This window comes from Leptothoe sp. ISB3NOV94-8A (genome assembly GCF_043421595.1).
Taxonomy (GTDB): Bacteria; Cyanobacteriota; Cyanobacteriia; order Phormidesmidales; family Phormidesmidaceae; genus Leptothoe; species Leptothoe turfae.
The window spans coordinates 4697328-4711831 of sequence record NZ_JAXSQW010000001.1; the positions used below are offsets into that span (position 1 = coordinate 4697328).

The window sequence follows — 14504 nt, forward strand, 5'->3', positions numbered from 1 at the left end:
TCTTTGCAGAGTATATTTTGATACTTTGGTGAAGTTACAGCGATTCTTAGCAACTGAAACTCAACAGCAAAAGTTTCAGCAATCCAAGCAAGAGAAGATTTGATTATTTGCCACCATGCCATAAGACTTTATGTCAACAAACCAATATAACGCTGCGCAACTCTGCATTTGAACAGTATAGTGACGCACGTACATCTTGAAACCTCACCGACGCCAACCTACTAAAGTTGAGTCTTTTAGCTAAAAAGCATAAAAAATAGACTCTATATACAGAGCAAACAGTTGATATACAATAAAAAGACAAAGAAATCCTTTTTCTATAGACCCATAGATAAAAATCAGAGCACTTTCATTGCGCTATTAACTCGTTCTAAATGTCTTGCATTAACTTCTAAAGAAACAAAAATCATCATTCAGTATGTCAATTAACAACTTAAAAACAAGTTCTATTAGCTCTCAAAATCCATCTAATGTTAGCAAAAAGCTAACTTTTATCTATGCACTAAAAGGGTTAGCTTCATTAGCGATTGTTTTATTTCACTTAGTGGCAATACCTCAACCCAACCTAGAGATTCCTGTTTTTTTGAATGTAATAAAAACTCATTTTGGTCTAGGTGTTACTCTTTTCTTTGTTATAAGTGCTTATACATTATGCTTGTCTGCAGAAAATAGAAAATTTGAAGACAAAAAAACTTTAAAGTTCTATATTAGAAGATTTTTCAGAATTGCTCCACTATTTTATGTAATGTTAGCCTTTTGGATGGTAATTCGATTATTAATTTGGTCCAAACAAACAAGCTTTCTAGAATTTTTATCCAATGTGACTTTCATCTTTAATTTTTTTCCTGAGTATCATACAAGCATTGTTTGGGCAGGCTGGACTATTGGAGTAGAAATACTTTTCTATTTGATATTTCCCTTTTTATACTCTGCAATTAATAATTTCAAAAGACTATTCATTTTATTTCTCTTTACTCTCGGCATAGCCATCATATCTGTTCATATTATATTGACACTGCCAAACTCACCAAACAGTTATACATATATGTTTTTTCTATCGAGGTTTCCAATATTCATTTGTGGGATGATTGTTTTTTGGATACAAAAAAAGATCTCTAAACTCAAAGAATCAAGCAAAGGAAACATAGAAAAGTTCAGTTTCGGATTATTTATTTTATTTATTGGACTTTCCATAATTTTGGTTCATTCTCAGCCTCTATTCAATGCACTTCCAGGAGCAATAGTAAGGATCTACACCTATATTTGGGCAATTAATTTCGGCATTCTAATTAATTTCTTATTCCTAAATAGCCATCGATTAATTGTGAATAAATTCACCTGCTTTTATGGAAAAATCAGTTACAGCCTGTATTTGCTTCACCCTTTTCTAATTTATGCTTTGATTCCTACCTATAAAAGGATCTACGCCCTAAATCTTGATTCACAACTCGTGAAGCTATCTATTTGTATGTTGATCACACTAGCAATATTGACTCCCTTGTCAATGTTAACCTTTAGATATATTGAGAAACCTGGCCTCAATTTTGGAAAACGTTTAATTTCTAGAATATAAATTAAACTAACATTATTAGCCATGCAAATAATGTCATCAAAAATGCTTTACCTTAAAATCAGTCAAATTTATGCAGCTAATTATTCATCCTGGGTATGGAAAATGTGGAACTTCTTCAATTCAAGCATTTCTCTACTCTAATCTTCAATATTTAGAAAAAACTGGTATATACCTTCCAGATTCAAATTTTAATTTTTCCTTTGAACGTAATGTTAAGTCTTTCAATTTTTCTGCTCCCAATCCTTATTTTCAAGATTTGATAACTTCTCGTAAGATCAGTGTCTTTGAGAAACGCATAAAACAAGTATTATCGCAAGCAAAAAAGGTCCAATGTAAGGCTATACTAATATCATCCGAAGTTTTAGGACACGAATGGTCATTTGCCTCAGCTCGGGAAATTCATGCTGTATTTGCAAAATACTTTCAAGAAAGAACGGTCTGTTTTTATATCAGAAGGCAAGATGACTATTTAGTATCTAGCTGGGAACAGTGGTATCACAAAGTAGGGGAAAGCTTAGAAAGCTATGTTAATGAGTCTCTTCAAAATCATTCACCTAACTATCTAAAAATCGTAAGTTTTCTAGAAGAGTGTTATGGACCTAGTTCCTTGCAAGTGTTTCCCATTAATCGAGAAGTACTAATAGGTAAAAATTTAATTTCTGATTTTTGTCAACGAATAAATTTGAGTATTCCTGAATCGTTAGTGACCGATATCCGTACAAATGTAGGGTTAAATCCATATCTGTGCGATATTTTGTATCGCATACCTCACTTATATAACGGACATCACGATTACTCAGTCAAAAATCTCCTCACAAATTTTATTGGTGAAAAAGATTTATTGCTTAGAAATGGCAAAAGTATCTTATCTATGTCTTTAAGAAGACGCGTAGTAGAACACTTTAGAAGTGACAATGAATTGCTCAAGACTAAATATTTTAATAATCTATCGGTTGATGAGATATTTGGTTTAAATGCTTACGCTCAAGAACCATTAGATAATGGAGAATTAAGGCTTCAGATTGAAGAACTTAAGAATGTAATAGCTATTCAAATGGAATTAATTATTCATCTACTAAAAGAATCAGACAAAACCCGATAGACGTATAATCGACATTTATTGAGTTGTATCTGATTCATATTTATCTTCCGTAATTAGATATAGACGTTAGATCAAATTCATTTCTTTTTGAAAAACATAGTTGGATGAAATTTGGTTGTGTCAAAGTTATGTAGTTCAAATAACTGCTTGTAGGCGTCTCTAGCGTATGCTTCAGGTATAAACGTTTCTCCATAAAATTCTGATGTCATCGCTCCACCACCAGATACTTCTTTTTTATTTGAGTGCACAAATTCGCCTCGATTATAAGCAGACTTAGCAGCCTCAAAATCTTCAAAAAGAGTACTTAAGCCGCTTGAATAACTATCAAGATCAGTTCGTCCCTTTAAACTCTCACAGTATCTAAAAAACGGATTGCCCCGAGTGGTTAAAGCTAATGAACCATTAGGCTTTAGCAAGCGATGAAACTCTTCCATCCAGAGTCGACATGCCTCCTCGGACAAATGTGAAAAGACAGAATATCCAACAATATGTGTAAATGTGGACTCTGCTAATTGAGTTGGTGGATAAGCAGAACAAACAAAGAAGTTATTTGTGCCAAAACATTCTTTACAAATTTGAATGGACTCTGCCTCTACATCTAAACCGTAAATATTATTGAGTGGTGTTTCTTTAAGGAAAAATCTAGCTATTCTTCCCCAACCAACACCAAAGTCAAGTACCACGCTTTGTTCAGATAAAGCGTTATTCATCCCATTAAAGTTTTGTGCACAATCACAGTAAAACTTAAAGGCCTCCTCAAGAGTTGCTTTACCTGATATACCTGTTGTCCTTTCTTGATAGTCGCTACTTGGAAAAGATGGAAGAGGATTACCTCTGATGACTAAGTTTTGTTTCTCGAGGCTTGAGCAAATTAGATTAAACCATTGATTATTTGATAGTTCGCTAGGCGACAATTCAGATGTAGTTTTTTCCCTTCTGAAAATGTTCCAGAGACCCATAAGTACATTCAAATAACTTACTAAGGTCTAAAATATATGTTGCACAATCATGATTTGTCAACCAAGGTTAACTGACGAACGACGTCAACCACCTACATACTATTTACAAATTAAATGAGGTTTGACCAATTACCTTAACAAAAGAAACTTTAATCCTGAAAAAGCACCTTAACTACCTAAGAAACATAATGATTTGCCCATATCTTTTTTACAGATTTTAATGTTTCACACATTCAAGCCAATACAGCGTTTTTTGTAACCCTGCCATCCAATCTATCGCAGGTTGAAAACTCATTAACTTTTGGGCAAGGGTGATATCTAAAACATTAGCAGGGACATCTACCTTTCGTCCTGACTGATAGCTTCTTGATAAAGGTCTACCTAACAGGAGTACTATATCATCAATAATTTGATTAATACTCTTCCCGACACCACTACCAATGTTAAAAATACGTTGCTCACCGCTGTAGTCAATTGCCTTAATTAATGCCGTAACAACATCATCAACAAAGATATAGTCACGCACAACGTTACCATCTCCCCAAATTTCTAAAGATTCCCCTTTGATAGCCTTAGCTAGAAAGGCAGAAACCACTCCCTGATTTTTTCTTGAAGTTTGAAATTGGCCATAGGGATTACTCACTCGCAAAATCAAATAATCTAAACCATAAAGGTGATTGTATAATGCCAGATACTTCTCAATCGCTAGTTTAGAGATACCATAAGCGCAGATAGGGTCTGTCGGAGCAGTCTCAGAAATTGGTAGACATTTAGGAATCCCATAAACAGTACCACCAGAAGAGATAAAAATAACTTTTCGGACAGTGTCAGAGTACCTGCACAGATTCAACAGGTTTAAGCTACCAAGAGTATTAACCGTTAGATCTAAAGCTGGGTCTTGATTCGAAGTAGCAGGTGAAGTGTTGCTGATCAAATGAAAAACTATTTCACAACCCTGAATCAGTTTGGCGAGTGCGGAAACGTCTTGAAAATCCCCTGTCGTCCAATCCACTCCCGCTAAGGCGTCAGGGAAATTAGCAGAACGGCCAAAAGCTTTCACGTTGGCTCCTGCGGTTACCAACGCCTGACAGAGGTTGGTTCCGATAAACCCACCACCACCTAAAACAGCACACTTGAGGCCATTCAGTACTAGCCCATTCAGAACCTGAGGATAAACGTAGTTCCTAAAAGAGATCACAAAGGGAAAAAATTACAATAATTGAAACAGCTTGGAAAATAGCATTGTGGCTAGCATAAGTCAGACCAGCTCTCTAAGAGATATGAAACATTATCGCCCCCAAAGCTTAACTAGTCGATGCTTTAGGCTATCCAGATTGAGACCAGTGAGATTGTTGTCGTGGGTCTTTGACTCAGATATGTTTTCTATATAGGCTCTTTGCCATTCCCAACAACGCTGCAAAAAAGTAAACAGTGTTTGAACCCGTGTCAGCTCATCTGCACTGATTACATCTAGGCCGTAACCTAATACCTTTTGCCCTTCAAGCCATTCCAGAGTACCAGCATTGGGCACCCTGGCATTTGAGCTATCTTGCCGCCAATAGTTAAGCGGATTGGCAACAAAAGCAATATCCGACTGTGCTAATATGCGCATCCAGTACAGCCAGTCACCACATAGACGATAGTTAGTATCTGGTAATGACACACGACGGACAACGGATTCTCGTAATAGAACCGCACTAGCGTTGGGAATACAATTCTTCTGAAGCAAAAACTGTTCAATTTCAGCTTTGCCACTATTAACATAATTGTGCTGCCATCGTTCAGGATCCAAGTCATTAGTCCAAACAGTGGAATCGCCAAGAACTTTGTTCGTTGAATTAACTAACCACGAACGACTATAAACTAAACCTACAGAAGGGTTTGCATCGAGAATAGAGACTAACTGCTCCAAAAATTCAGGGTCTGCATAATCATCTGATTCAGCAATCCAGATAAATTCACCTTTGACCTGAGCTAGTCCTTTACGCCACTGGGCAAAGGGTGAGCCTGTATTTTTAGCGTTAAAAAGAATATGAGTGTTGGGCCGCTCTCGATAAGCGTTGATAATCTCTCGACTATTATCTTTAGAGCAATCATCTAGAATAACTACTTCAAAATCCTGAAATGTTTGTTGATAGATTGACTCCAGCCGTTTCGGTAGATAGGCGGCATGATTATAGTTAGGAACAATGACAGAAACTTTTGGCATAGCGGGTAATCACGATGAAGCCTGATTGAGAAACCTTATTAATGTTCTCTATCCGACAGATTTAGGCTGCGTTGGATCAGAGATACTGATGACCTAAAGAGCCGCCTGCTGCTGTTCTTCTGAACATTTGGGAACCGTGGTGATACCACAATCAAAATCAGTATTCATTACAGCCACAAGATCCTGAATATATCGAGACCACTGGTATTGGGCTTGTGATTTTTTCATAGCAGCGTTACTAATTTGATGACGTACCTCAGGATGATGTAGCAAGTTCATAAGCTCCTTAGCCATAGCACCTGAATCAATGTAAGGAACAACAACTCCAGCTTCTGGAAATAGCGCTTCTGGAGCACCGCCCGCTTCTGCAAAGGCAATAACAGGTAACCCATGGGACATCGCAGTCAGGTTAACAAGGGGGAAGGGATCTTCACGGGATGTCAACAAGAATGCATCTGCTGCTGCAAAATAGGGATCTAATTTTTCTTCTGGCCGTTCGCCAATAAAGAGTACAGTTTCTGTAAGGTCTCCAATCCGAAGGTCATGTTCACACCATTGACGCACCAGAGGGCCTTGTTGATCAGCACCTATCCAAATAAACTTGACATGGCCTGTGTCTGGATAACGCATAACCTGTTGGGCAACCTGAACAAAGATATCGGTACCTTTACGAGGATGAATAGATCCACATCCGAGTACTAAAAAGGTATCTTCAGCAAAGTTGAATTCTCTTAGAATTGCCTTTCTAGCCTCTAATCTGTTGTTATAGATATTTCTTTGCTGTCGAATACCTGCATGAATGGAAGTTAGCTTACTGGGTTCAAGATTATAAAAATCAACTAGTTCTTGCTGTACATAATCTGATGCCACAATAATGCGTCTGGCAAACTCAATAATTTTGAAAAACTGTTTTTGGCCAACATACGCCTCAATTGAAGCAGGCAATTCATAAATACAGGACATGACCGGTATTTGGGCGCGATCGCAAGCTTCTACAACATCTGCAGTTACCACCGTATTGCAAAAAGCCATGAGCGGTGATCTTGCCTGGATATCTTGAACAACAAGATTAATTGCGGCTTGTCGTGAGAGTCCTGTAGTCGTCAAATTTTCAAGATTAAAGGTTTTGACAATTTTTTTGAACTTTGACTCTAATCGGCCACCTCGACAGAGTAGAAGGTAACAGTCAATTTCTTTGAAACGAGTAAAGTGCTTTAGGTTTTCTAATATAGCTAGCTGTGCACCAGCCAGAGCAGCATCGTGAGAAACAAAGAGGATAGCCCTAGCACTTGAATAGTTAATGCCATTTTGGTGATGGTCTTGGCTCCAAGCAACTTGTGGAAGTGCTACTTGAGTTTGATCTTGGAATTTGCGCTGTAGACGATCCACAATTAAGGACACGGTTGCCTGTGTACCTCGGGTAGTTAAACTCTCTTTAACCCTAGAAAGTTTAGATTTGAGCTTTGTAAACTGACGTAATGCTTGTGTAAGCTGACCGGTTGTTTGATGTACCAGACGACCTGGCTCCAATGACTCAGGCAAGGAGGGCATTGACTGCCGAGATAGAAGGTATGACTGGTGAGCCATCTGATCGATCAGGTCTGTTGGGTAGTCTGTAAAATTTTTGGCTTGCTGTGTTGCTTCCAACCATGCCCTTCCAGATTTTTGACTAGGTTCAAGAAATGCCCCCTCAGCCCATTCATTCCAGGCATTAATAAAAACAAAGCCTTGGTCCTCCTTGGCACATTGAGCGGTGTCCTGAATAACATGGCGCAGCCATTGCCGATAAATCTCAGGAGTCGCATGCTGAAAAATCGTGCCTCGCTCACTCCGACGAGCCGTATTATCCCAAGACGGCATTACCCCTCTGTAAAATTTAAAGGAGGGCCTTAAACGCTTGATTGTTTCCTGAACGCCCCAGTAATAATCAAGCACAGTACCTGAAAAATCATGGTTTAATTTAACAACACTATCGGTAATATTCTTCTTGGGAAATTGATGGGGCGGAAACTCTACCAGCGCATCAAAGCCAACGGTTCTTGGATCAAACACTCTAAATTCAACCGCGCATAGATGTAAACCAGGTAATCCAGCCTCTAAACATTTGTTACGCCAGAATTTTGCGGTCTCTACAGGATTTTCTAGTAGTTCAGGACGATAAACCAACAGCACAGGCTTACCATCAACTCTTATGTAGCGCGGATCTTGAAGTATTGGAATAGCATCAAAGATAAAACGATTATCTTCAGAAAGAATATGGTTTTGCTCAAGTAGAATCTCTTTTTCTAGACCATCCCAACGACGTGTCCAATTTTCATTTGCCCAACAAATACAGAAAGGAAAATCAGGATCTCCAGACTCAAGGACATCATTCAGTGGCCTTTCTAAAACGCGACGACCATTGAACCAATAAAAGTAATAGCAAAAACCATGTATCCCATATTCTTTTGCCAGCTTGGCCTGTTGTTGCCTGATATCTGGTAGGCGCAGATCATAGAAGCCTAAATCGGCAGGTAAACAAGGTTGCTTGTGTCCCACAAATTGGGGCACTGCCTTGGTTACATTAGTCCATTCAGTAAACCCTTTTCCCCACCATTCATCATTTTCAGGGATAGGATGATACTGAGGTAAATAAAAAGCAATAAGCTTTGGTTGTTCCATAAGGAATTTTCCCAAGGGGACTGTTTCTAATCTAGGGACATGCTAATCTTGTATGAATTAAGCTTAAATCATTTGAATGATTTAACGAATAAGAATTAGTTTCAAATCTTTTGCTTAAGGAACATAGTTACCCCCGAAGAGTTAAGAAGTATTATCCACCAGCCCATCAAAGAAGTAATAAGATAATCGCTGAAAGACATGTAAAAACTTGGTTATCCTCATCTAGATTCATGCCCTTTAGAATTCAGAATTACGCACAAAACCAGCACAGTTTAAACTTTTTAATTGCTGAGAATTAAATTCTTTATACATCAAGTCAAACCTTGTCAAATCTCTCCAACACAATGAGGAAGATAGCTCATCAAAAAGATATGAGAAACTCACAAAGGTGCAAAGAATACCTGGAGTATCTCGTTGCGCATGCAAAAAATTCTAACGTCAGGAGGAGTTAACTTGCTGGCAAGATAAGCCAGCACATCACTCAATATCTCAAAATTTGATAAAAATAAATTCATACATCATAAGTAAGCTATCTAAAAATACGACGGATCTTCTTGAGCAATTTTTTATTAGTCATTTTTACTATGAAAAAAAAGTTTCTCTCTAGTTGTTTCTGAGTGTCTTGTAACTTAGATTGAGTGTCTTGTAACTTAAATTGAGTATCTTGTAACTTAGATTGAGTGTCTTGTAACTTAGATTGAGTGTCTTGTAACTTAGATTGAGTGTCTTGTAACTTAGATTGAGTGTCTTGTAATTTCAGCTGGCTCTCATTAGATTGTGTCTGTGTCCGCTTGAGTTCAGCGTTTAAATTTCGAGCAGTTATAGAAATTTCACGACATGTATCGCTTAATGACATTATTTGAGCTCTAGTTCTCATATACAAATCATCTTCGTCTCTATATAAAGATGATTTCAGGGGTTCAAAGTGACTGTTGGAACAGATAACCAAAAAATAAAGTGGTGAGGGAATTGATATTTTTTTTCGAATTAATTCTTTAGATTGACTTGTAAAGGAAGCTAATAAATCAGAAGAATCAGCAGCAGATTCTAAAGAAGTAATGAATGAGGAAACCCCCATTTTTTGGCCATAGGTAGAAATATAATTAAAATGCTTGTCAATAAGTGCCCTTAGTTCCTCGTAATAAAGCTCTTTGACATGATAGGGATTTTGGTAATTAGGCTCATCAGAATAGGTTAATTTATTGGGCGAGGAGAGAATAAGAATGCCATCATTAGTAAGTACTCTACTAATTTCAGCCAGCATTTCCTCATGCTTATCATGATGTTCAATAGTTTCAAATGAAACAACAACTTCCACTGAATTATCATCAAGAGGAATCTTATCGCAGGAACCAAGTAGAAACTTTAAGTTTTCTTTATGAGCATACTCCTTTTGAGCATGAGCTATGGACTCAGGATCTATATCTACTCCAAAAACTGATTCAGCTATATTCGACAGCATAGCTGAGCCATATCCTTCTCCCGAAGCTATATCTAAAACAGTTCTATCTTTACAAAAATCTTTAGCTATTGCATATCTGTGTAGATGCTCGTACTTGATTACACCATCCTCACTTGGGATGTATCTTTCTCCAGTAAATTCCATACAATTTCCTCAGATTATGCAACTCCTACCAGGACATTAGATGCAGGGAAGTCATGAGAAATTATTCTGCATTCACTAAAGCCAGCCTTAATAACCTGTACCCACGCATCAGCACCATATTCTGTAAATACTAAGTGATCATTTTGTAAGTTTGATTCGACACCATGATAACTTGGCGGCAAGCCATATCTTGTCCTTGTCAGCCTATCAACAATAAGAGGGACGGTAAAGATACAATAGCCAGTTCCTTTTTGTAGAACTCTTCTACACTCTGACAGACCTCTAATGGGATGTTCTACATGTTCTAACGTGTCTGAATGAATAACAATATCAAAAGAAGAAGATCTAAAGGGCAGATTCATCATGTCATACTCCGGATATTCAATGAGTCTATGACCAGGCAATTGTAAAAGCCATGATGTTAGAGTTCCAGCCTTGTTTATCTCTAGAATTTGCAATTTATGAAATGAATCGTCTTGTATGAAATCCTTCAGCAATCCCTGAAAACCAAGGAGTTTCATCAGTGAAGCAGCCAGTGCAATAGATCGAATATTAGCACCACATTCTAAGCAGCAAAGACCCTGCTGCTGGTTAATATAATCGATTTCGTACTGAGCTAGTTGCCAATCATCAATCAACTTTTTCCATAGAACCTTATTATCTTTAAATCTATCTGAACCGCAGCAACAACATGAAGAAATACCCATAGTTAAGATCGGAAGCATAGTCTTTAAACTATCTCTAATCAGTATTAGAAATTCACTTTTCAAAGAACTCTAAAACTAGTTTCTTTTATCAAAAAACTGAAAAGATAATATTAGAAGCCTACTTCCTGACAATTGGTTTTTCAGAATTTAATTTGCATATTACATTAACATCTTCCATTCTTAGAAAACCAAATGTTAAACCTTTTTCGCCAGACCTAAATGTAAGTGGAGTGAACAACCAATCTAGCATTTCATGATTTTCTTGATCGCCATCTGCAACAGCAGGCTCTAGGGCATAATTATCACTTTTAATATGTGGCCAATTCATAGTAAATGAAACCCTTACAGTTTCACCTATATGTAATGGATTAAGCTTGCAGCCATACTGAGCAGTATTCCAGCCAATCATAGGAGCTCTTAGCCTGTCAAACATTTGCACTCCAACGATAGGACTTTCCACCCTGTCATGAGCCACACACTCGATAATGATGGAAAACTTATCGCCAGGCATGAAAAAGTTGGTTTCACTCCCTCCTTTCCCAAGAAGACGAATTTGAGTAATCTCACATCGTCCTGTGCCACATCGATCACTAGCTGGGAAACTCATATATTCTTTTTGTGTATATGAATTCAAGACAGGTGATGTAGAGGCACTTTGCTTATGGTCTAAATCTATGTGTTTATGTATTTCTTTGCCATCTAACTTGTCAATTCTTTTAGACTCGTTTGAAGGCTGATTTATATGCTTTGAGTTCAGTTGATTCTTTTCTAACTCCGTATTTATTTGCTCATAGGTCCATGCCTGGTATGATTTGCTGACATTGACAGGTAAACCTATTTCAGCAACGTGTCCATCTTTAAGCCAAACACAGTTTGAACATAATCGATTTACACTCCCAGTATCATGGGAAACGAATAGAATAGTTCCTCCAGAGTCTTGAAAACTCTTGACTTTACCTATGCATTTATGAACAAAAATACCATCTCCAACAGCTAAAGCTTCGTCTATGATGAGTACATCAGGATTAACATTTATCGCTACTGCAAATGCTAGTCTGACAAACATCCCACTAGAGTATGTTTTAACTGGTTGATCAATAAAATTTCCAATATCTGCAAAGGCAGCAATTTCTTCAAATCGCTCCTCAATCTCTACCTGACTCAACCCCAACAAACGACCGTTAAAAAACACATTCTGTCGCCCTGTAAATTCAGGATTAAAGCCACTCCCTAATTCTAAAAGTGCAGATACTCGCCCATTCACTTGAACTGTGCCGGAGGTTGGCTGCAATGTCCCGGCAATGATTTTTAGCAGCGTGCTTTTGCCTGCGCCATTACGACCTATGATGCCCCATGTTTCGCCTCTTGGAATTTCTAGCGAAATATCTCGCAATGCCCAAAACTCTTTTGCGTAGGTTTTCCCTGGCAGGAGAATTTCTTTCAGCCGATCAGCCGGTCGTTGGTAGCGCTTAAAGACCTTCGAAACATTTTCTAGAGAAATTGAGATATTGTCAGCCATAGAAATGAAAAAAATGCTTCATAGCACGTCTGCAAATGATGGTCTAAGTTTTTGATAAGTCAGATAGCCCAATAAACACAAACATCCTGAAACGACCGTTGCTACTGACCATACTTGCCAATGTCTAATCTCACCAACCAACACAATGTCACGGTACATTTCAGCGATCGCAGCTAAAGGATTGAACCAAAATACCAGTGTGCGAATTGGATTGGGAATTAAATCTGCCGGATATAAAACTGGCGTTGCATAGAACCACAGATTGAGCACGATGCCTAAAAGCTGTGGTATATCTCGCAAAAAAACAGTGAGGGCTGACGTCAAATAGGCCAATCCTACGGTGAGCAATAGCTGAGGCAACCATATAATAGGCAGCAGCAGCAGAGTGGCATGGAGAGTTTGGCTGGTAATAGATACAAATGTAATCAGTGCCATTAGTCCAAACATACTTTCTACAAAAGCTGTCAAGACAGGTACTAACGGCAACAGCTCCAACGGGAAAACAACCTTAGTTACCAGATTTTTTTGCCGCAGCACAGAGGTCATCGCCTGGGTTAAGCCGTTTGTAAAGGTAATCCAGGGAATCAGACCAGCAAATAGCCATAACCCAAAGGTGAAATTGGCATTACCACCTGGCAAGCCTTGAGCACTGAGCTTAACATTCAGTACTACTGAGAAGACATATGTGTATATCAGTAACTGTGATATTTGTCTGACCAATGCCCATAGGTTCCCTAATACAGAACCCTTATATCGAGTATCGAGGTCGCGTTGGACTAAGGTTTTTAGTAAACCTAGCTTGGTCCACTGGGCTTGAGTCAGGGGAAACAGTCGTTTTAAACTGACTGTCAACCGCCATAGAAGACGCTTTAGAACTTTTAGAGATGTTTTGATTGGCCCTACTACTATTGTCACAGAACTATGGTCGCAGCCTCTTCTTTCCTAGTCGATTACCGCATTAATCTATCAAAAAGTTAACCCCTATAATATTTGGATTCTAATGGGACAGTGCCTGTTTCAAAGTTGTCGCGACATATTTTAGCTGATCCAAACTGAGCTCTGGCCACATGGGCAAACTCAGTACTTCTTGAGCTAGCTGATCGCTCACGGGATAGTCAGGATACTCACCAGCATATATAGGCAATTTATCTTGGGGAATAGGGTAGTAAATCATTGCACCAATGCCTGCCTCTGCCAAGGCTTGTTTGATGCGATCGCGCTGCCCACCCAGCAGTCGAATCGTGTACTGATGAAATACATGGCCTGCTGAAAACGCCGGAGGCACCACCCCATCTACATCAGCCAGCAATCTGCTGTAGGTTTCTGCCACCCAACGACGCTTTGCATTCCAGCTATCAATATGGCGCAGCTTAACCCCTAAAATAGCTGCCTGCATAGCGTCAAGCCGTGAGTTATAGCCCAACATCAAGTTGCAATAGCGTTGCTTAGACCCGTGCATCCGCAGCATCTGGGCCACTTCAGCAATGTCATCGTCGTTCGTAGTAATCAAACCACCATCGCCATAGGCCCCAAGATTTTTGGTTGGAAAAAACGAAAACGCCCCCACATGGCCCAGGGTTCCGACATATTTACCCAGTAGGCCATCGCGACTTGATTCCTGACAACCACAGCCCCTGCAATCTCCTTTATAAACAGCACCAAAAGCCTGGGCACAGTCTTCAATCACCTTCAAATTATGCTGGGTGGCAATCTCCAGAATTTGTCCCATGGCGGCTGGGTTGCCGTACAAATGCACCGGTACAATGGCCTTGGTTTGCGGAGTAATCGCCGCCTCAATCAAATTGGGGTCAATGTTGAACGTATCGGCACAGATATCGACAAATACCGGTTTTGCCCCCACCATACTGATGGATTCTGCCGTAGCAAAAAAGGTAAATGGTGTCGTAATCACCTCGTCCCCTGGCCCAACCCCCAAAGCTCGCAAACCAATGACCAAGGCATCGGTGCCAGAGTTCACACCAATGGCGTGTTTGACGCCCAGGTAAGCGGCTGCATCCGCTTCAAACGCTTTTACCGTTGGCCCCAAAATAAACTGTCCTGAATCCAAGACCTGGTTGATAGCCGTTTGAATTTCATCCTTAATCGCCTGGTACTGAGGTTTTAAGTCAAGGATAGGGATTTTGATTTGGCTCACGGTAGTTATGTTT

Annotated in this window: 11 protein-coding genes; 2 read left to right on the forward strand and 9 right to left on the reverse strand. The window is 39.0% G+C overall.

The genetic code is table 11. From position 1 onward, the window contains the following. Positions 1-418 precede the first annotated feature (418 nt). Entirely contained in the window at positions 419-1573 is a 1155-nt protein-coding gene (locus SPB21_RS19945) for an acyltransferase family protein (protein WP_499867578.1), read from the forward strand. 70 nt (positions 1574-1643) lie between these two features. Next, positions 1644-2675, forward strand: a complete 1032-nt coding sequence (locus SPB21_RS19950; RefSeq protein ID WP_163662352.1) for a hypothetical protein — start codon at positions 1644-1646, stop codon at positions 2673-2675. A gap of 77 nt (positions 2676-2752) precedes the next feature. Here SPB21_RS19950 and SPB21_RS19955 read toward each other — a convergent pair whose 3' ends face one another. The 9 genes from SPB21_RS19955 to SPB21_RS19995 form a co-directional block, all read right to left on the reverse strand. Then, positions 2753-3634 (reverse strand): class I SAM-dependent methyltransferase, encoded by an 882-nt coding sequence (locus tag SPB21_RS19955; RefSeq protein ID WP_163662354.1) that lies wholly within the window; start codon positions 3632-3634, stop codon positions 2753-2755. A 217-nt stretch (positions 3635-3851) separates the two neighbouring features. Next, a complete protein-coding gene (locus tag SPB21_RS19960; RefSeq protein ID WP_431732017.1) occupies positions 3852-4832 on the reverse strand; it encodes an NAD-dependent epimerase/dehydratase family protein in 981 nt (326 codons plus the stop codon). Between the two features lie 90 nt (positions 4833-4922). Next, positions 4923-5843, reverse strand: a complete 921-nt coding sequence (locus SPB21_RS19965) for a glycosyltransferase family 2 protein (RefSeq protein ID WP_163662356.1) — start codon at positions 5841-5843, stop codon at positions 4923-4925. Between the two features lie 93 nt (positions 5844-5936). Then, on the reverse strand, positions 5937-8504 hold the full coding sequence (locus tag SPB21_RS19970; RefSeq protein WP_499867579.1) for a glycoside hydrolase family 99-like domain-containing protein: 2568 nt from the start codon (positions 8502-8504) through the stop codon (positions 5937-5939). A gap of 529 nt (positions 8505-9033) precedes the next feature. Next, positions 9034-10110: a methyltransferase domain-containing protein gene (locus SPB21_RS19975; protein ID WP_163696270.1), complete on the reverse strand. Its 1077-nt coding sequence runs from the start codon at positions 10108-10110 to the stop codon at positions 9034-9036. 14 nt (positions 10111-10124) lie between these two features. Beyond that, positions 10125-10817 (reverse strand): class I SAM-dependent methyltransferase, encoded by a 693-nt coding sequence (locus tag SPB21_RS19980; RefSeq protein ID WP_163671578.1) that lies wholly within the window; start codon positions 10815-10817, stop codon positions 10125-10127. Positions 10818-10935: 118 nt separating this feature from the next. Further along, on the reverse strand, positions 10936-12336 hold the full coding sequence (locus tag SPB21_RS19985) for an ABC transporter ATP-binding protein (RefSeq protein ID WP_499867580.1): 1401 nt from the start codon (positions 12334-12336) through the stop codon (positions 10936-10938). Positions 12337-12354: 18 nt separating this feature from the next. Continuing rightward, positions 12355-13188 (reverse strand): ABC transporter permease, encoded by an 834-nt coding sequence (locus SPB21_RS19990; RefSeq protein WP_163696584.1) that lies wholly within the window; start codon positions 13186-13188, stop codon positions 12355-12357. A gap of 145 nt (positions 13189-13333) precedes the next feature. Next, positions 13334-14491 carry a DegT/DnrJ/EryC1/StrS family aminotransferase gene (locus tag SPB21_RS19995; protein ID WP_348918534.1) on the reverse strand — a complete coding sequence of 386 codons (1158 nt, stop codon included), beginning with the start codon at positions 14489-14491 and terminating at the stop codon, positions 13334-13336. Positions 14492-14504: the final 13 nt, after the last annotated feature.